Genomic DNA, 18,473 nt, shown 5'->3' on the forward strand with positions numbered 1-18,473 from the left:
TCACCCCCGTTCCTCCGTAGTCGTAGCTGACTGTTCAAAGGCGAGCAAATTTTCCAACGGCAGCTCCAGCCACACCTTTTTATTTCGAGATAGCCCGAGCTTGCGGGCTTCCTGGGTCAGTACATCAAGCGTGAGCAGCTCTTCGCTCATCTGTCCCGCAGCATCCTGCCACTGTAAAAAGATCCGGTAAAAGGCTCCGCGAAACTCCAGCTCGGAAATATGGGCCGGGATTCCGTACTCTGATTCTTGCTCCAAAATGCGGATATGCTCCGGGCGAATCGCGAGCAGCTTCGTTTGATCCGTAAACGGATGGCCAAAGCTGCTGTTTGAGAAGAAATTGATCGCTCCGATAAAATCAGCAACAAACGGGCTCAATGGTGTATTGTAAACTTCCTCCGGGGTACCAACCTGCACGACCTCCCCGTGGTTCATCACTACAATTTTGTCTGCCATCGTCAGTGCTTCATCCTGATCATGGGTCACCATAACCGTAGTCATTCCGAATTGCTCATGCAGACGGCGAATCTCCCGGCGCAGCTTTTGTCTTACTTTTGCATCCAGCGCAGACAACGGTTCATCCAGCAGCAATACTTGTGGCGAAAGTGCGATTGCCCTTGCCAAAGCAATGCGCTGTTGTTGACCACCGGAGAGCTGGGCGGGATATTTGGCGGCGGCATGAGAAAGATCCACCATGTCCAGCGCCTCTTCTACTTTCGCTGCAATTTCTTTCTTAGACAGCTTTTTTTCTTGCAGGCCAAAAGCAATATTTTCGGCGGCAGTCAGATTGGGAAACAACGCGTATGACTGAAACATCATCGCAATATTTCGTTTTGCCGGGGGCAGGGAAGTAATTTCCCTGCCGTCTACGATCATCCGGCCAGTTGTCGGGTGCTCCAATCCTGCCAGCATTCTCAGTAACGTCGTTTTTCCGCAGCCACTAGGACCGAGCAGACAGACGAATTCATTCTTGTCAATTTCGATGGAGACATGCTCCAAAGCGGCAAATAATCCGAAGCGTTTACTGACCCCTTGAATGGATAGATAGGATTGTCTCATGCTGATCTCCTCGCTGCTTACTTAGGCTCGCTCTTGGTAGCGTAGCGTTTTTCCCACTCTGCCAAGACGTTATCACGATTCTCTGCTGCTTTTTTCAAGTCCAGCTTGATCAATTGCTTGATCGGGTCTACGGCGTAGCCTTCTGGAAGTGTTCCACCTTCTTGCTTCACGCTGACGATCGCGAAATTTTGGTTATAGGCTTTCATCGCTTCATCCGAGATGGCCCAATCCAAGAACAGCTTTGCTTCCGGCTTAATCTCAGTCTTTTTCATCAGGGCATTGGCCTCTACATCCCAGCCAGAGCCCTCAGACGGGAAGACAACCTCGATCGGTGCCCCTTTTTTCTTTTCCGTAATGGAGCGATAGCCAAAGGAAATACCGATTGGATATTCTCCAGACGCTGCCATTTTTGCAGGCTTGGAGCCTGAATGTGTGTACAGCGCCATATTTTCATGCAGCTTGTCGAGATATGCCCAGCCTTCCTGTTCACCTTTTAGCTGCATAATTCCGTTGATGGTCAAAAGTCCCGTTCCAGATGACGCCGGATTTGGCATCACGATCAGCCCTTTGTATTCTGGCTTGATCAAATCTTCATAGGTTTTCGGAATTGGCAGGTTTCGTTTTTCGAGTTCCTTTGTATTTACAGCAACGGCTGTTTCCCATGCGTCAATGCCTACCCAGCTTGCTGGCTCCTTGGAATCCTTGAACTCGGCAGATACTCGTTCGACCCCTTTTGGCGAATAGGCTTCGAGCATGCCTTGCTGTTCGAGAACCAACAGGCTGGTTGCGGCTGTTCCCCAGACGACGTCGGCTTGTGGATTATCCTTTTCTGCCAAAAGCTTCGCTGTGATTATACCAGTCGAGTCTCTGACGATGTTTACTTTTACATCCGGGTACTTGGCTTTAAAGGATTCCAGATACGTTTTGATCTGGTCATCCTCCAACGCAGTGTACACTGTAATAGCGCCCGAAGCCGGAGCTGCTGCGTTGGAGCCACCTGAAGCAGGTGTTTGTGCGTTTGATTGGGACTTGGGAGCTTGTCCACATCCTGCCAGAACTGCCAAGGACAAAAATGATGCTAGTATCGGATAATGCCACTTCTTCATGAAAACCTCTCCCCTGCGTGAAATGTTCAATTTTTCTTTTGTTAGGTCTCATGTTACGGGGGAAATATTAAGTGAATGTGAATGCAAGGTAAAAGAAATGTGTTTATGTGTTTTTGTGTGTTTTTAGTTGCATAAGAGAGAAGGAATGTGTATGCCGGACTTTGTGGAGGAGAGGAAACCGGAGAAAATGCTCCAGGTTCTTGGAACGCTTGCAGGGGGTCATTCCTGTACGGCTGCATGGAAAAAGGGAAACCGCGTCCAAAGTCGCGGGTTCGGGGATGGCTCTCAGAGGTGGACGCTTAAGTGCGTGTTTCCCTTTTTCCACTCCGCCTTGGCAGCGTTCCAAAGACCTTCGCTTTTTTCTCCGGTTTCCTCTCACTAGCTATTTGTGGTCCACGTACTTAAATCCATTACACAAAAGGAGTTTTGATAGAGTCGGCAATAATACAAAAAACCGCTTCCGTCCTCCCTCTAAGGGCATGACAGATAGCGGTATTCGTTCACCCTTCTAATTCGCCTTCCATAAACTTGATCAGGTACTCCTCTGGCTTTTCGAGAAACGCTGGAAAGCTGCACAAGTCGGCATACTCCTTGTGCTCGATGTCATAGCAGCCGATCTGGCCTTTTTTCTTTGGATTCCACACGAGCTGCAGGTGGGAGTAGTTATCGATGTCGGCTGACAGGCGCAGGTATTTTTGTCTGCCGACTTTTAGCTCGATGGTATCGGTCAGTGCAAAGAAGTCAATATAATCAATCTCATACTCATTGGGAGCAAGCTCCAGGCGCAGCTTGTCTCCGGTAAGAAAGCGGATCAGCTCGTCGGTTAGCTTGAACTTTTTCAGCTCAAGCTTTTTGTTTTCCACGTCATGAAATTCTGGCGGCTCGAGCGATTTTAAATAGTCTGCCAGTGCTGCATTTTTGTTGCTTACGGCAATCGTATACGCTCTCTCCCCATCTTTTTCCGCTAAGGTAACGTCCGCACCCTGTTCAATCAAATATTTTACCATCCCGATATTCCCCATACGTGCTGCCACTGTTAACGGAGTCGCACAATAAGGATAAACCATATCTGGCTGATTATAATTAATGTCCACCCCTTGATCGAGTAAATACGCAATCGTCTTTCGATCATGATCCGACACGGCTTTGCGCAATACGGCGCCTCCATGCTGCTTCAAATCCAAGCCCAGCTCTTGAATAAGCGGGATGTTATTTTTGTTGCCATAGTAGGCCTCCGTATAAGCGCCTGAGCCAACCTGGTTAAGCATGTCCAGCTTGGCGCCTTGTGCTGCAACGTAGCGAACGATGTCTTCCTTGCAATAGCGAACCGCATTCAAAAACGCAGGATTGCGATGGACATTCAGATTGACCCCGTGCTCTACCAGCAGCTTTACCACATCGAGTTTTTCCGATAGAAGCGCAAGATCCAACGGACTGAGCGTAGTATACTTGCTCAAAACGATGCCTTTCTCGATGTCCCAGCCTGCAGCAATGGCAGCCTGCAGGGCCGGAATATTTCCTTCATATATGTTTAGCGCGATCTCTGGAAGCTCCTCGAACGTCCCAATATCTTTCAGCTTGATCATCTGTTCCCCTCCACGATCCAAAATCTTACGGAAAATTATAGAAAAATACTCAGAAAAAAACAACAGAACCAAAGACTCATCCTGATGATCGATCCGTTGCCATCGGCTTCTCCACGTACATTCGAAACAATTGGATATACAGTACGGCACTGACGAGGGCAAACAGTAAAATGAGCGTGAATATTCCCAGAGGTGGCACCCAGCTGGACAAAAAGACAGTGATTGGCGCTAAAAATTTACCGATGGTGGGCTGCAAGCTGTCTGCACCCATATACTGTCCTCTTGCATTTTCCGGGGCATAACGGCTTATGAAGCTCTGTGTCACTGGAGAGCGCGCCATCTCCCCAAAGGTAAAGATGATCGTCACAAAAAACAGAAACCAGATATGGGTGCTAAATCCGAGAGCAAAGGTGCCAATCCCAGACAACAACGACGACAGAATGAATACATCGCGTTCCTTCCAATTTTGGAGCCATTTTGTGACGGGGAGAATAAACAGGACAAACAAAAGACCATTAAACCCCAGCACCCACCCGTAGATCTCCGTACTGGACAGCATCAGGGAGTCACTACTCCAAGGGAATAGAGCCTGGGCTGGAACTTCATTGATTACGTAGACAGCCAAATAAAGATCGAGCTGCATGATCGGGACCAGCGCACAGATGCCTGCTAATGTATAGACGAGGAACACCTTATCCCGAAAAATGATGCCATATCCCCTCCACTGTTCCTTGAACACACGAGTCATGGAAGCAGAGCCCTTCGGTGCCTTGACCGAATCGGGCATCGTTTCGCGGACCATAATAAAAATCGCAATAAAATACAGAAGCAGGACCACAGCACAGGTCCATAGCAGCTCTTGGCGGTAATGGAAGAAGAAAATGGCTCCGAGTGCAGGACCAAGCACAGCACCAATGTTATTGGCGGTCGTAAATGTCGCAAATATTTCGCGGCGGTACTGTGATGGAACGAGGTCAGCTACCATCGCGGAGCTGGCCGGACGATAAATCGAGCCTCCCAACCCAAGACCAATAAATGCGATATAATCTATCCAATGAGATGGCGACACGGCAAACAAGGCAAACATCGCCGTCTGTAGCAAAGCTCCCAGCAGCATGACAGGACGTCTACCTATTCGGTCTGCTAAAGCTCCGCCAAGCAAGCTCCCCAAAAGACTGAAGATCGGCGGAACCGTCATCAAAATGCCTGCGACATGATTACCTAATGCTGCACCAAAATAGACGGTTATAAACGGAAAATACATCCAAAAAAGCATGTTGAACAATGCTTCCCCGATTAACCTGACTTTCAGGTTGTGATCCCATAGCCGTAGCTGCATCGATACCCTCCCCTAATCGTGTTTACACTTCACAATGTTTTCCCGGCCGGGTATAAGAAACTTTAAAACAATTTCCTGGAAAAATATAGACTTATAATCGCAGGTGGTTTACACTAATAATATGAAAGCAGAAAATACTGACTTCTATTTTAACTGCTAGATAAAACGAACGCATGTTCCGAAACGACAAAGACGCTCCCATTGGAAGCGTCTTTTTTGGTGTTTTGGCCCCTTGTACCTACGCCCTACAATGTGTAATCCCGTTCCACCTTGCAAATGCGTGTAATGTAATAGCCGTACCACATTTCTCTTCCTTTTTCCTGTGCTACCCGGTGCTCCTCATCACGCTTCCAGTCCCGGATCGCTTCGAGTGAGGACCAGTACGAAACCGTAATGCCAAAGCCAGATGCATCACGGACACTTTCAACCCCAAGAAAGCCCGGCTGACCAGTTGCCAGCTCTACCATACGCTCTGCCATTTCCCCATAGCCATGATCGCCTTCTGTTCGCTGTGACGAAAAAATCACGGCATAGTACGGAGGTGCTGGTGTTTTGGCGAAGTTCTCCATCATGATTGCACCTCATTTTCGAGCGCAGCTTCAACCGCGATCCGTGCATGAATTGCTGTCGTATCAAAAACAGGAACCGGACTGTCCTCTGCTGAAATCAACAGACCGATCTCTGTACAGCCCAGGATCACAGCCTCTGCCCCCTGCTCCACCAATCGCTCGATGATTTGGACGTACCGCTGCTTAGATTCCTCACGAATGACACCGACACAAAGCTCATGATAGATGATCTCATGGACACTGTTGCGCTCCGCCTCATCTGGAAGCAATACCTTCAGGCCATGCACATCGCGCAGTCTTCCTGTATAAAAATCTTGCTCCATCGTAAAACGGGTGGCGAGTAGCGCAACACGTTTATGTCCATTTTCCAGGATGGCTGCCGCTGTCGCATCGGCAATATGCAAAAAGGGCAGCTTCGTCGCTTCCTCAATCGCATACGTCAGCTTGTGCATCGTGTTGGTGCAAAGAACGATCAGATCAGCTCCTGCTGCCTCCAGGCTTCTCGCAGCTTTTGCCATCTCTTGTCCCGCTTCGTCCCACCTCGCTTCGCGCTGCAAGCGTTCAATTTCAGCGAAATCAACCGAATACAGAACACATTTAGCAGAATGAAGTCCGCCCAATCGCGCCTTCACCTCTTCATTAAGCAGGCGATAATAGACCAGAGAAGATTCCCAGCTCATTCCCCCGATTAACCCAATCGTTTTCATGGTTTGTCGTTCTCTCCTTTTGTTGCAATAGTTGCTGTTCTCGATTGAGAGTCCCACTGCACACTAGTATCTAGCATCTCTGCGGCAAAACGAATCGGTATCATCAGTTTTCCGGCGATCATACGAGACCGAACCGGTGTTGGTGGATTTCCTCCATCAACCGTAACTCCTCCGCTTTCCCACAAATGAATCTCTCTTCCTTCTTTCGTTACGGTAATTATTTTTTCCTGTTGCATAATGGTCACTTTTGCTCCCAGCTTCGCAAAGATTTCTTCAGCCAAAACATAGACACTACCATTTATTATCACCGGCTGACGTGAAAAGGAGAGTATCTGTGAATCCCATTTCACTTGTATGGGAGGTGACTTACGCTGTACCACGATCAATGCGTTGCTCAAATTTCTACCTGGTCTAGTTAACAACTTTCCTTTTGCATACAGGCCAGATGATGCTCCACCATCAAGATTCATGGCCGCCTGCAATCCCATTGACTGACAAATTACGGCTAATTGGTTTAACGTAACGTTTGGCACGGTGCCCATCACCAATTGATTATCTGCGGTATAACCGATAAAGGAGCGCTGGGCACTCAGTGTTGTCAGCTTTGGGTCCTGCATCCCTTCGGCCAGAGGGTCTACAACAACTTTTCCATCTTGTACGAGTGTCGGTCCAGCACTTGTGATATGTTCAAAGGAGTTTTCACTCATCTTCTTGCTAGTCATGATCACAGGACGCAGGTTTCCGTTAAAGCCGATGGAAGAACCGCTCGTTTTTTCATTCTTCTTCTCGAAATCAATCACGATCATTCCCCACGGCGGCTTGGGATCTTCCTTGTTATAAGCCATAAAAAAGGTTCCATTAATCACCGCTAACGCATTGTTCTGCTTCGCCATCTCTTGGAGGCTTTGCGTCTTTCCTATTTCATTAAAAGCAAGGACAGGCCGTACCTCCAAACGGGAGTCATTGAGATTAATTCTGACAATTTGTGCGGTTCGTTTTCCCGACGATGTTGTAAATGTTTGACTCATTGTACTTATACTTTTGGTTATTTCCTGTTGCTCTCCCTTTGCACTAACAGCAGGTAGTGCAGTTAGTGATGCAATCAGAATAATGGAAACCACCCATTTTCTAATTTTCACTATTGTTTCCTCCATCACAGTTGGCTTCAAAACATTTCGAGCTTTCTCATTAACAATTACACCTGACGAAAACGAGTCCGCAGCACGCTACTAGCCAGACGCGTATCCAGTGAAGTATCCAGAGGCACTCCCCTCTCACGAGCTTCATCCTCGGCCAGACTACTCTCTTTAATCCGTTCAGCACCCATCCCTAGTGAACCAGCCAGCTTGTGAAAAAAGGAATAGTAGCTCTCTTTTTCCTGCGGCCCCAGATGAAGCAGCCCCGTAAACTCTCCTTCGACCAGCTCACAGATGGCATGTGCTACGTCTTCCACATGAACAAATGTTTTATACAGATTTCCAGGACGTAGCATCTCTCGTCCTGCAGCAAGCTCTGAAAGCATAAAAGCCACTCGTTTATCCCAATTTCCAGCCGAATTGCGGCCATAAATCGGACCAAGCCTTACGATAGCATGGTTGTCATGCCGCGTTTGGACAAGCATCTCGCCCAGTTGCTTGGCATGAGAATATGAAGCCAGCGGGTTGACGTCAGCTAGCGGGACTACCTCATCAGCCTCTACAAACGCTCCATTGCCTTGTCCAAAAATACCGTCTGAGGATATGTAAATAAACCTACTTTCTTTCGGCAAATGCTCCAGCAGCGTATTCATTCCGCTCTTGATTATCGCGGGTTCATCGGTACTGCTCATCAACGCCCAAATGACGACATCAGGGGAAATCTCCTGTAAAAGCTGAACAAAAGAAGGTCCGTCGGTCACATCCAGTCGGATGAAACCATCTGCTCGTCCCGTAGAATAACAAGTAGCGATAACTTCATGTTCACCATTCTGTCTAAGGCAATCGTAAATTTGTGTTCCTAAATAGCCACTTCCTCCAAGCAGCAGTATCCGTCGCTTCTTCATCACACGCTTCGCTCCCTCATCCCGAATCCGCCTTACTTTTTCCTGTATTATCCAGTACAATATTTATTATAACGCCTATCGTCCCCTCTCGCCCGTTCAAAAGTTCAGATAGAAAGCAGGGGTATCTCATGAATCAAACGATCGTTCTTGCAGGAGGCTCCGGATTTTTAGGAAAAGCGCTCGCGACATTTTTGCAGCAAAACGGATTCGATGTCGTGATCCTCACCAGAGGAGCGGCACATGTCCGCGATCATATTCGCTATGTTCAGTGGGATGGAGCAACTCTCGGTGAGTGGACCAAAGAAATAGAGGGTAGCCGTGCTGTCGTCAACTTCACAGGAAAAAGCGTCAATTGTCTCTATACGAAGAAAAACAGAGAAGAAATCATTCGCTCACGGCTTGATTCTGTTCAGGTGCTCACAGATGCGATACTCGGCTGCACAACGCCCCCACCTGTATTCATCCAGGCAGGCTCTCTCGCTATTTTCGGGGACACCAGAGAAATTTGTACCGAGGAAGCCCCACACGGCACTGGTTTTTCCGTTGAGGTTTGCAAGCTATGGGAGCAGGCTTTTTTTGCACGTGAGCTGCCCCAGACGCGAAAGGTTTTGCTGCGGATTGGCTTTGCCTTGGGGAAAAACGGCGGAGCTCTCGAACCACTTGTTAATCTCGCCCGTTATCGTTTAGGCGGTACAGTAGGCTCAGGAAATCAATACATTAGCTGGCTGCACATCGATGATCTAAATCAGATGTTCCTCGCCGCGATCGAGGACGAGCAGCTAAATGGCATTTTCAATGCGACAGGTCCGACACCAGTTACAAACAAGGAATTCATGTCTACCCTACGCAGCGTAATGAACAAAGGCTGGGCGCCCCCCACTCCAACCCCTTTTGTCTGGATCGGCGCCTATCTCATCATGGGAACAGACCCGAGCCTTGCCTTGAGCGGAAGAAATTGTCTCCCCAAAAAGCTTTTGGACCATGGTTTTTCCTTTGCCCACTCCGATTTGAAGACTGCACTGCATGACTTGCTTCAAGACTAAAGGAAAAAAGAGCCGGGCTAAAATTGAGTACGGTGTTCGGTGGGGTTGCGAGACAGCCTATATAACAATAAAGAAACCAGTCCCTGAAAGACTGGTTTCTTAACGTAATACCTTTCTAAAAAGCTGCCTATTCCTTTTTCAGTCGTTTATGCTTTTAGTTTTGCCTCTGCCTCTTGCAGCTGGGCTTGCGGTGTATTGCGATCCATCATGTGCTTGCCTACAAAAATGGCTGTGATCATGAGGTAGGAATACACAAATTGCATGGACGATTCAAGAGCGAAGCCTACCGTTGGCGAGTGAATAATGCCAAAGAGTGAGAGAATCGCTCCACTACCAGCGGCGATTGCAGCACGCAATGGTTTATCGGTAATGGCAAAGATCGCGATGCATCCCCAAACCATACTGCTGATCGGCGCGCCGTTGCCCAGATGAACCAGTCCGTTGTAGTACACTCCTTTATTGGCCATGACGGCTGCCCCTACCTTTGCCCCGGTCGTTCCCGCTGCGGAAAGCACGTTGTTGGTCAAAGTCAGCGCCCAGTTTGCAATCCATGGAAACATACATATGAAGATGACTGGTACTTCCAGCTTCGGTGTTTCGCGCACGACCTGGTTGGCGGTGACAATCCCAATGTAGACCAATATGGGCACAATTGCAGCGACAGGGATGACAGCCAGTAAAAAGGCTCCGATTCCGAACAGAGAAATGATGAACATCGACAAGCCCGTAGCTACTGTGTAGCCAATACCAGCTCCGAGAGACTTCCAGCCGGCATGTCCAACGTAGACTGTCACTGGGTACGGATTTCCGCAGAAGCAGCCGATAATGGAAGAAATTCCGTTAGCCAGCATCACTTTTCGCGTGTTGTACTCATCACCTGCTGCATGTGCGCTTTCGATATTTTCCAGATCAAAAATATAGTTGGCAAGGCCAAGTGGCACAGCAGAAGCCAGGTATGGAAGCGCGTGCGGTAACCCTTGGATGAGACTATCGATATGGACAGTAGGTGGATTGAAGCCAAAGGATTTCATAGATGCAGCGATTGCTGCCGGATCTTGCAGGCCGAATATCCAAGCCAGTGCCGTTCCTGTTGCGAGCAGCAGAAAGCCTGTCGGGATTTTGGCGAATAGCGGTTTTTTACCAAACCAGTTCAGGAAAATGATAATAAGGACAGCAAAAGCAACGACAGGGGTTTCAAAGGATTGCAGCATCGGATTCATCGCCAATAAGAGCAGGCCAAGACCAGACAAGCAGGATAAGAGAACGGTTCGCGGGATCATTCTTCTAATCGTATCGCCTAAAAACGAACCGACCACGAGAATCATCGCTTCAAAAAAGCACCAGACAAGGGCAATCTGAAAGGCGAATTCAGCATTTTTCGTAGAGAGATAAACGGGGAGAATAACGAGAAAGGTAACGGTAAAGATAGACGGTGCACTAGGTCCGGATGGGAGTGCGGTTACATCCCTTCTTCCGGTTGCTTTAGCAAGAGAGTAACCGAATATAAAATAGCAGGCACTTGCTAAAAAGATGGCAAGGCCAAAAGAAGGAACAACTCGTCCATATACAATCTCTTCTGGAAAGCCTACGACAAAAAGCAAAAGGGCAATCATCGTCAACAAATTGGTTAAATTATTTGCCAGCAAGCCAAAATAGGCAGCCCAGTCCCCTTTTTTCCATAGTAACCCTTTCATTGCTTGATCCATGTCAACTCACCCCTACAGATTGGTTTCTGAATCATGACTAAAGAATGCGGGATACATTGATAACGCTTTCATTTCTTTGAAACAACTGCCAATCTAAGATGTCTGGGATGTATATGTAATCGTGCTAGGAGCAGCGGCAAACACCATGAATGCGTTGCTGCCGCTGCTTCTAGCACTGGAATGTTGCACGCCTCAAAAAAGGATACTCACCATCCAGGTCGAGGCTAAACACGCTTACTTAACAATGTGTGTCCCTGCTTTGCTCAAAATCGCATCTTTTAAACTTTCGGGATTGGTGATGATTACACTTGTCCCATTTTTCTCCAAAAAGCTCAAGCTAGCCTCGATTTTTGGCAGCATACTGCCTTTTGCGAAATGTTCTTCAGCCACATATTGCTTGGTTTCCTCGACAGTGATACGCTCCAGTGCCTTTTGATTCGGTATGCCGAAGTTGATGCATACCTGTGGAACACCTGTAGTAATAATCAGCGTCTCTGCATCGATTTGCTCTGCCAGCAAGCTAGTAGCAAAATCTTTGTCAATGACGGCGTCGATGCCCTCATACGTATTTTCATTTGTTTTCACAACCGGGATACCGCCTCCGCCAACAGCGACCACTACATATCCCGCTTCAATCAACGATTTGATAGCGTCTTTTTCTACAATGTCGATCGGCTTTGGTGAAGAAACGACTCTTCTGTATCCTCGACCGGAATCCTCGATAAACACCCAATCCTCATGCTCTTTTTGCATTTCTTCCGTCTGCTCCAGCGTGAAAAAGGAGCCGACTGGCTTCGTTGGATTTTGGAAGTTCGGGTCTTCACTGCTAACTTCTACCTGTGTGATTACACTAGCAACTTTTTTATTGATTCCTCTTTTGGCAAACTCGTTTGTTAAAGCTTGCTGGATCTGGTATCCGATTCCCCCCTGTGTATCTGCAACGCAATTCACCAGTGGGACTAAAGGCATCTGTGCTACTTCGCTCGCAATTTCGCATCTTTGAAGAGCAAATCCAACCTGTGGCCCATTTCCATGAGTAACGACAACATTGTATCCCTCTTGAACCATATCAGCGATATTTACCGCCGTTTCACACACGGCTTCGTATTGGTCTTGAATGGTATTGCGACCATTATCCTTGACCAATGAATTTCCTCCGATTGCAACAATAACTAATTTTTCCACTGAACTGACTCCTTTTGTCATGATACTTTTGCAAGTGTTTCTCGCTTTTCATTGTTGCTTGGTTTATTCCATTTGTAGCAAAGGGCATACAAGACGCTTGATATGATCAACCCGCTAATGAACGCTGACTTACTGATGGTGGCCAGCACGATCACATTCGGCAGGAAAGCGCCAGATAGCGTAATCATAAAGCTGACGATCAATACGCCGCATGCCATCATATTAAATCCGTTTTTGTATTCCCCGTTTTCACCTGGTTTCACGTAGATCGCAGATAAATCGAGCTTCCTTTTTCGTTCAATGAAGAAACTAACCAGCATGATCCCTGTAATAGGTCCGTACATAGAGCCTATAAAGCTATAGAACATATACAGGGCTGCTGTTCCATTCACAAGCTTCCAGGGCAAAATGATGGTGCCTAGAATGGCTGTTACAATAGCCGCTGATTTTACACTAAACACTTTTGGAAAAAGCGCAGTCATTTGTAGACCTGATGGGAGTAAATTACCAAACACAACATAGCTAGTCGAACCTATATTCAGTGCCAGTAATAAGATTATCACGGCAACAGGATTACCAATTTGATCAATCGCAGCTACTATATCAAAATTAGTTAAGCCAAACGCGATTTGTGTTCCAACCAACAATCCTACTGACGTAATCGCAAATAGGATATAGGATACAATCATCCCCAGCGGTAAACCCACCACCGGAGCCTTTGGTGTTTTTGCTCTTTGCGTAAGGTCTGCAATGTTTACAATAGGGCCACCCCAGTTTGATACCAATGCACTTACACACGCGATGAATACAAGCCAATTTTCAATTGGTTTGGCAGGAACATAAGCAAAGATCGGACCAAATCCGCCAGCCACCTTGATCGCCCAAATCGCTGCGCCAACGATGAAAATATAGATGATCGGCGAAGACCATTTGCTAAACAAGCTAAGAATTTTCATTCCGCCCAGGAACAAACCAACCGTAATGACCCACAGGATCACAAAGGAAAGGAGAGTTGGGAAATCTAATCCGAGAAAATCAAACCCTGGGAGCAAATCCATATAGCCAGGGAATATTTTCGTAAAAATGACATTAAACGATTGTGCACCAATAATCGTTTTTGTTCCGAAAAACACAACACCAGCAATAAGCCCGCGACATATGGCAGGAATGACCGAGCCTTTTACGCCAAAGGAGCTTCGCAACAGCATCGAATACCCTATTCCATATTTCGTTCCTGCATAGCCGTTCAACACATAGCCAATCGAAACGATTATGGCAGCAGTCATGACTGCCCATAAAACTTGTGGAACGGAAAGTCCGAGCACAAAGAAACCAGCAACTGTCATATACGACATGAGATTGTGCACAGCGCCCATCCAAACCGTAACGTAGTTATAGACGCCCCAATCTCGTGTCTCAGCTGTTTTTGGTAAAACTTCTTCTGAATAACCGTACGATTTCAGTTCTTCATGAGAAATGCTCAATTTCGAAAGCTCCATGTTGTCACCCTCCTGTGCGTCCATCCTTCAACCCGACTCTCGTAGCAAAAACTTTCGAAAGTCGGGTTATTACTAGATGGGCACCTGGCAAATTGGTATTAGCTGATTTTCTCACTCAATGCAAGCAGCGCTTTTTCAAATGCTTCCATCGGTGGGTGCGTAATTCCCGCACCAATCATGCCAATCCCTGCATCCTTATGGGCAATCGCTGTATTGATAATTGGCAGAATGCCTGTTTGCACGACTTGGCGAATATCGATACCAGTTGGTACACCTTGGAAGTTCAAGAGTGGGATTGTCACGTTTGGATTTTCACCCAATGTGATTTCTTTCATTTTGGTTGAATAGCCGATTGCTTCATCAACCGTTCCACCTACCAGAGCTACGATCGCTGGTGCTGCTGCCATCGCAAAGCCGCCGATTCCATATGTCTCAGTGATCGCACTGTCCCCGATATCCAGACCGGAATCTTCTGGTTTGTAGCCGGCAAACATCGGTCCAACTACTTTTTGTGCTGGACCCACGAACCAAGTATTGCCTGGCATACCGCTTACACGAATACCGAAATCAACGCCGTTACGAGCCATGGTTGTGACAACAGTGGAGTATTCAATTCCATGAGCTGCGTCAAGCGCACATTTGCTCATTGCCATCCAGGTCGGACCAGAGAAGTAATCACTGCTTGCTACGAAGTCGAATACTTCACGTTTTTGTTCCTTCGTAAAATCTGTCTCCAGAATGTAAGGAGTCAGCGCTTGAATCAACAGGCTTGTACCTGCATTGTTGCGGTTATGGCACTCGTCACCCATGTGCAAAGCCTGGGCAAGCATGAGGCGCAAATCGATTTCGCCTGCAATTTTCATCGCATCGCGCAGCATTGGACCCAATACGTCGCGCATCCAGTTCAAACGAGTGATCACACTTTCATCGTTTGCACCCATGCGCAAGATTTTTGCCATTTGCTCACTCATGTTAGTGAAAGCGATGTTGCCATACGTTTTGTTTTTAACCACGTGCATGAACATCGAAGCCGAAGTCACACCCGCCATGGAGCCTACGCAATCGTGCTCGTGGCAAGGGGAGAACGTGATTTCACCAGAAGCTGCTACCTTCTCTGCTTCCTCGATGTCTTTTGCCAGTCCTTCAAATACGATCGCCCCAGTAACGGCACCTCTCATCGCACCACACATGCGATCCCAAGTAATTGGCGGACCGGAGTGCAGAATCGTTGTTTTCGTCATACCTGGAACGACGTTAATCGCTTGGTCATAGCCGATTAGCACAGGCTGGGAATTGATGATGCGCTCAACAGCCAGCTTGTTTGCTTCCTCAATTTTTTGTTCCAGCGCAGCGTTTTCCAGGCTGTCCAATGCTTTAATGATTTCTGGCTTTCCGCCGCCTGGAGGCTTCCATTCCAAATGAATGGCGTCTGCATTTTGCTTTTTAATATCATCTTTGAAAAATTCGATCCCTACGTTGATCGCATGAATTTTACCGGTAAAAAGCTCGTTGATTTTACTCATGGTTAAACCCCTTTCGCCACAAATTCTCTAGCCAGCAGACCAGCATTTGTACTGCTGCTTGCGATTGTCACGCCTGCGTCCATCAGCTTTTGCACTTGATCCTCGAATTTAGGGCTGTCCAGATCGGTTCCCATTACATAGCCGAGGATTTCCAAGTGTCTGCCTTCTTTTTCAGCCAATTGCTTCGCTTCGATAATTGCTGGCAGCATAACCCCAACCGGATCTTCATGAGAGCCAAAGCCTAGAATGAAGTCCATCACAATAACGCCAACAGAAGGATCCTTTGCTTCCTGTAGGAATCTGGCGATACGTGTGGATGGGTCAATCATTGGATGCGGCTTGCCGTTTGTGAAATCGTCATCTCCCATGTCCAGGAACGTATGAGCGATGCTCTCGTGCAGGTTTTTCAGCTTGTATTCCGGTTTCTTTTGAATGTTGCTATATACGTCTTCATAAGTATCCATCGCCAGGTACATCGCTTCATCACACAGCGTTCCGCCGCAGAACAATCCGCGAATGTACTTTTGCTCCGGAGTCAATTTTGCGCGTACTTCTTCAATCAAAGGCCAGTTGAGTGGACGCTTGTTGAGCTCATCCTCGTTGGCACCTGCCAGGACAACTGCTTTGAGGGCAGCTTCTTTAGTCGTTTTGGCAAAATGTCCGCCAGCTGCTACGACTGCAGTTTCTTCTCCGCCGATGAAGTAGACAACGACTGGCTTTTTGCAATTTTTGATCTGTGCCAATACTTTTTCTTCCACACTCGGTGCTGGTGGCTTGGAAATGAGTACGATTACTTTTGTCGCCTCGTCCTCGTCCAGTGCCTTCATTCCGTCCAGCATCATGATGCCGCCTACTTGCTCGCTCAGGTCACGGCCACCTGTACCAATCAGCTGGGTAATACCGCCGCCGAAGTCGTGAATACGCACGCTTACTTCTTGGCTGCCTGTACCGGATGCGCCGACGATTCCGATGTTGCCTTTGCGAACAGCGTTTCCGAAGCACAGCGCTACGTTGCCAATGATCGCAGTACCGCAGTCAGGTCCCATCATCAAGAGGCCTTTTTCATGAGCGAACTGCTTCAGTGCGATTTCATCCTCGATGCTTACGTTGTCAGAGAACAGCATTACATGCAGATCGTTTTCCAACGCTTTTCTCGCTTCTCTCGCTGCGAACGCACCGTTTACGGAAATAACAGCCAGGTTTGCTTCTGGAATGGATTTTGCCGCCGAATCGATGGTTGCGTATTTGATCTCGGTTTTGCCCTTGGTGTCACCTTTTTTCGTGAACAGCTCCTCGATACCCACATACGCACTCTCGCACAGCTCATCTGTCGCTGCTTTTACCACGATCATCAAATCGCTAGTTTTCGCTGCTTCCAGCTCAGGTGTGAGCAATCCTACGTTGCGCAGCACCTCTTTGTTCATTTCTGTACCCATGGCAATTACTGCTTGCTCTACCCCTTCAATCTGATTCGCTTTGGTCGAAAGCGACATCAGAGACACGGAGTCAAAATACGTGCTCTCTTTAATCACGACTTTAATAGACATGCCCTACCTCCTGCTTCTATATTGAGTTCCAAACCACAGACCAGCCCCAGCGCCATGTCTGTTCCTGATGATGAGCCTATCGCCAGCACCTTTTCCAAAGCTCCCAGCAGCTCCTCTACCGTGCCCTTGGACAAGGCTTGGAGCAGGCTCACGACAGATTCTCGAACTTGTCCACTAGCTGCCTTTTTTACCATCATGTAGCTGATTTCATTCGTTAATTGTTTTGCTTTTAATGCTATTTCTTCTAAAAAATGGCATGATAAATAGTAGGGGGTGCCCTGCATATTCGCTATGCTGAACAATCCCACTAAAAAATCGTCACCAGAAGGTGTTAATCCTGGTCCAAGACCCACAAGTCCTAGTGCATGCTGCACAGCGACCTCGCTCTTGCCTGCTGCCAATGCTTCTCGTAGCAAGCCTGATCGCTGCAGGAGCATATTGGACATTTCTGCTTCAAACGGTGTGGACGGTCGGGAATTTCTCTTCATACCGCCGCACTTGCCATGAGCAGCAATATATTCCTTCATGAACGCGATATCTACTTTTAGAGTTTCTATGTTGGAAGGATAGGGAGGCAGTGTGCACTCCCACTCTTTTGCTTGCGTAGCTGCGATTTCTATTTTATTGCCAATCTGTAGCGTCTGGCCCTGTGACAGAACGCGGTCGCCCACTTCCAGCCCTGTCTCATGAAAGCGTTTTACATCAAGGACTAACGTGTTTGGCCCATTATCCAGTTGATCACAGGCGATCGTATACAACTCGTTATTTTGATCACACTGCAGATTGATCGTTCGCTCGAAAATACTGTGAACCTTCCCGCTAAAGCTTGAGCTTGCCAATATCCGCAAAAACTCGGCATCGCCAGACAGTGCGTGAATGTGCATGGAGGAATTACTTCGCTCCCGCTTCCAAAAGGATTTGCTCGATTTCTGTGTAGCCTTTTCTTCTAGCCAGCTCAAGTGGAGTGACGCCGTATTTATCTACCATGTGAACATTCGCACCGTGCTCAATCAAAAGCTTGATGATCGTTTGTTGTCTTTCTCCGCCATCGTTCAAGATGATCGCTTCAATCAGTGGCGTCCAACCGCAAATGTTGGTATGATTCACATTGATTTCAGTCGTAGTCAAAAGCTCACGTACGATTTCAACATGACCTTTTTCACTTGCAGGTGTAATCCCTACCCCACCAAAGCGCGTGAGCAAATCGATGTCCGTACCTGCTTGAATCATCATTTTTACAAGCTCCAGCTTGTTGTTGATGCAACCGTACAAGAACGGATTGAAGCAAGTTTCATCTTGTAAATCAATGTTTGCACCTGCATCTACTAAAAACTGTACGGCTTCATACTGGTCGTTCATTGCAGCAATGAGGATGGCTGTGCGCTTTTGTCTGTTTCTAACATTGATATCAATGCCTTGCGCCAGATGCTGCTTCAGTGCATCGATATCGCCCTGGGCTGCGGCATCGTGAAATGCTTGTACTACGCTTTTGTCCGTCATATTCGCCCTCCATGTACCCGTATTGAAAAATAAATTAGACAACTAAACCATTCTTACAGCATTATT

16 protein-coding genes are annotated in these 18,473 nt (G+C 47.5%); 1 reads left to right on the forward strand and 15 read right to left on the reverse strand.

Going from position 1 to position 18,473, the window contains the following annotated elements:
* The 8 genes from C3B52_RS13710 to C3B52_RS13750 all read right to left on the reverse strand — a co-directional run bounded on the left by C3B52_RS13710 (nucleotide 1) and on the right by C3B52_RS13750 (nucleotide 8,464).
* Nucleotides 1-1,056, reverse strand: a complete 1,056-nt coding sequence (locus C3B52_RS13710) for an ABC transporter ATP-binding protein (protein ID WP_103106645.1) — start codon at nucleotides 1,054-1,056, stop codon at nucleotides 1-3.
* A gap of 17 nt (nucleotides 1,057-1,073) precedes the next feature.
* On the reverse strand, nucleotides 1,074-2,162 hold the full coding sequence (locus tag C3B52_RS13715; RefSeq protein WP_103106646.1) for a putative 2-aminoethylphosphonate ABC transporter substrate-binding protein: 1,089 nt from the start codon (nucleotides 2,160-2,162) through the stop codon (nucleotides 1,074-1,076).
* Between the two features lie 500 nt (nucleotides 2,163-2,662).
* On the reverse strand, nucleotides 2,663-3,748 hold the full coding sequence (locus C3B52_RS13725) for an ankyrin repeat domain-containing protein (RefSeq protein ID WP_103106648.1): 1,086 nt from the start codon (nucleotides 3,746-3,748) through the stop codon (nucleotides 2,663-2,665).
* A gap of 76 nt (nucleotides 3,749-3,824) precedes the next feature.
* Nucleotides 3,825-5,087: an MDR family MFS transporter gene (locus C3B52_RS13730; RefSeq protein ID WP_103106649.1), complete on the reverse strand. Its 1,263-nt coding sequence runs from the start codon at nucleotides 5,085-5,087 to the stop codon at nucleotides 3,825-3,827.
* Nucleotides 5,088-5,332: 245 nt separating this feature from the next.
* Complete coding sequence (locus C3B52_RS13735; protein WP_103106762.1) at nucleotides 5,333-5,656, reverse strand: antibiotic biosynthesis monooxygenase family protein; 324 nt, start codon at nucleotides 5,654-5,656, stop codon at nucleotides 5,333-5,335.
* A complete protein-coding gene (locus C3B52_RS13740; RefSeq protein ID WP_103106650.1) occupies nucleotides 5,656-6,363 on the reverse strand; it encodes an aspartate/glutamate racemase family protein in 708 nt (235 codons plus the stop codon). Before C3B52_RS13740 ends, C3B52_RS13735 begins: the two co-directional genes overlap by 1 nt.
* Nucleotides 6,360-7,502, reverse strand: coding sequence for a phosphodiester glycosidase family protein (locus tag C3B52_RS13745; protein ID WP_164684779.1), 1,143 nt, complete (start codon nucleotides 7,500-7,502; stop codon nucleotides 6,360-6,362). The genes C3B52_RS13740 and C3B52_RS13745 overlap by 4 nt, the downstream gene beginning before the upstream one ends.
* Before the next feature lie 56 nt (nucleotides 7,503-7,558).
* The gene (locus tag C3B52_RS13750; RefSeq protein ID WP_235615707.1) at nucleotides 7,559-8,464 is read right to left on the reverse strand and encodes an NAD-dependent epimerase/dehydratase family protein; all 906 of its coding nucleotides are present in this window, start codon (nucleotides 8,462-8,464) and stop codon (nucleotides 7,559-7,561) included.
* A 68-nt stretch (nucleotides 8,465-8,532) separates the two neighbouring features.
* Between C3B52_RS13750 and C3B52_RS13755 the strand changes: the two genes are divergently transcribed.
* Entirely contained in the window at nucleotides 8,533-9,447 is a 915-nt protein-coding gene (locus C3B52_RS13755) for a TIGR01777 family oxidoreductase (RefSeq protein WP_103106653.1), read from the forward strand.
* Between the two features lie 146 nt (nucleotides 9,448-9,593).
* Here the strand turns inward: C3B52_RS13755 and C3B52_RS37315 are convergent, their stop codons facing one another.
* The 7 genes from C3B52_RS37315 to C3B52_RS13790 all read right to left on the reverse strand — a co-directional run bounded on the left by C3B52_RS37315 (nucleotide 9,594) and on the right by C3B52_RS13790 (nucleotide 18,407).
* Complete coding sequence (locus C3B52_RS37315) at nucleotides 9,594-11,153, reverse strand: xanthine permease (protein ID WP_103106654.1); 1,560 nt, start codon at nucleotides 11,151-11,153, stop codon at nucleotides 9,594-9,596.
* A gap of 234 nt (nucleotides 11,154-11,387) precedes the next feature.
* Nucleotides 11,388-12,338: a carbamate kinase gene (gene arcC / locus C3B52_RS13765; RefSeq protein WP_103106655.1), complete on the reverse strand. Its 951-nt coding sequence runs from the start codon at nucleotides 12,336-12,338 to the stop codon at nucleotides 11,388-11,390.
* 17 nt (nucleotides 12,339-12,355) lie between these two features.
* The gene (locus C3B52_RS13770) at nucleotides 12,356-13,837 is read right to left on the reverse strand and encodes a cytosine permease (protein ID WP_103106656.1); all 1,482 of its coding nucleotides are present in this window, start codon (nucleotides 13,835-13,837) and stop codon (nucleotides 12,356-12,358) included.
* A gap of 98 nt (nucleotides 13,838-13,935) precedes the next feature.
* Complete coding sequence (locus C3B52_RS13775) at nucleotides 13,936-15,360, reverse strand: DUF1116 domain-containing protein (RefSeq protein WP_103106657.1); 1,425 nt, start codon at nucleotides 15,358-15,360, stop codon at nucleotides 13,936-13,938.
* Nucleotides 15,361-15,362: 2 nt separating this feature from the next.
* Entirely contained in the window at nucleotides 15,363-16,907 is a 1,545-nt protein-coding gene (gene fdrA, locus C3B52_RS13780) for an acyl-CoA synthetase FdrA (protein ID WP_103106658.1), read from the reverse strand.
* Nucleotides 16,889-17,791: a DUF2877 domain-containing protein gene (locus C3B52_RS13785; RefSeq protein ID WP_103106659.1), complete on the reverse strand. Its 903-nt coding sequence runs from the start codon at nucleotides 17,789-17,791 to the stop codon at nucleotides 16,889-16,891. Before C3B52_RS13785 ends, fdrA begins: the two co-directional genes overlap by 19 nt.
* A 7-nt stretch (nucleotides 17,792-17,798) precedes the next feature.
* Complete coding sequence (locus C3B52_RS13790; RefSeq protein WP_103106660.1) at nucleotides 17,799-18,407, reverse strand: ankyrin repeat domain-containing protein; 609 nt, start codon at nucleotides 18,405-18,407, stop codon at nucleotides 17,799-17,801.
* Between the last annotated feature and the right edge of the window lie 66 nt (nucleotides 18,408-18,473).

The organism is Brevibacillus reuszeri (assembly GCF_002897295.1).
Lineage (GTDB): Bacteria > Bacillota > Bacilli > Brevibacillales > Brevibacillaceae > Brevibacillus > Brevibacillus reuszeri_A.

Excerpts from the sequence above, each read along its gene's own strand:
- C3B52_RS13710 (WP_103106645.1), bottom strand. The coding sequence starts at position 1,056 with ATGAGACAATCCTATCTATCCATTCAAGGGGTCAGTAAACGCTTCGGA.
- C3B52_RS13715 (WP_103106646.1), bottom strand. The coding sequence starts at position 2,162 with ATGAAGAAGTGGCATTATCCGATACTAGCATCATTTTTGTCCTTGGCA.
- C3B52_RS13725 (WP_103106648.1), bottom strand. The coding sequence starts at position 3,748 with ATGATCAAGCTGAAAGATATTGGGACGTTCGAGGAGCTTCCAGAGATC.
- C3B52_RS13730 (WP_103106649.1), bottom strand. The coding sequence starts at position 5,087 with ATGCAGCTACGGCTATGGGATCACAACCTGAAAGTCAGGTTAATCGGG.
- C3B52_RS13735 (WP_103106762.1), bottom strand. The coding sequence starts at position 5,656 with ATGGAGAACTTCGCCAAAACACCAGCACCTCCGTACTATGCCGTGATT.
- C3B52_RS13740 (WP_103106650.1), bottom strand. The coding sequence starts at position 6,363 with ATGAAAACGATTGGGTTAATCGGGGGAATGAGCTGGGAATCTTCTCTG.
- C3B52_RS13755 (WP_103106653.1), top strand. The coding sequence starts at position 8,533 with ATGAATCAAACGATCGTTCTTGCAGGAGGCTCCGGATTTTTAGGAAAA.
- C3B52_RS37315 (WP_103106654.1), bottom strand. The coding sequence starts at position 11,153 with ATGGATCAAGCAATGAAAGGGTTACTATGGAAAAAAGGGGACTGGGCT.
- C3B52_RS13770 (WP_103106656.1), bottom strand. The coding sequence starts at position 13,837 with ATGGAGCTTTCGAAATTGAGCATTTCTCATGAAGAACTGAAATCGTAC.
- C3B52_RS13775 (WP_103106657.1), bottom strand. The coding sequence starts at position 15,360 with ATGAGTAAAATCAACGAGCTTTTTACCGGTAAAATTCATGCGATCAAC.
- fdrA (WP_103106658.1), bottom strand. The coding sequence starts at position 16,907 with ATGTCTATTAAAGTCGTGATTAAAGAGAGCACGTATTTTGACTCCGTG.
- C3B52_RS13785 (WP_103106659.1), bottom strand. The coding sequence starts at position 17,791 with ATGCACATTCACGCACTGTCTGGCGATGCCGAGTTTTTGCGGATATTG.
- C3B52_RS13790 (WP_103106660.1), bottom strand. The coding sequence starts at position 18,407 with ATGACGGACAAAAGCGTAGTACAAGCATTTCACGATGCCGCAGCCCAG.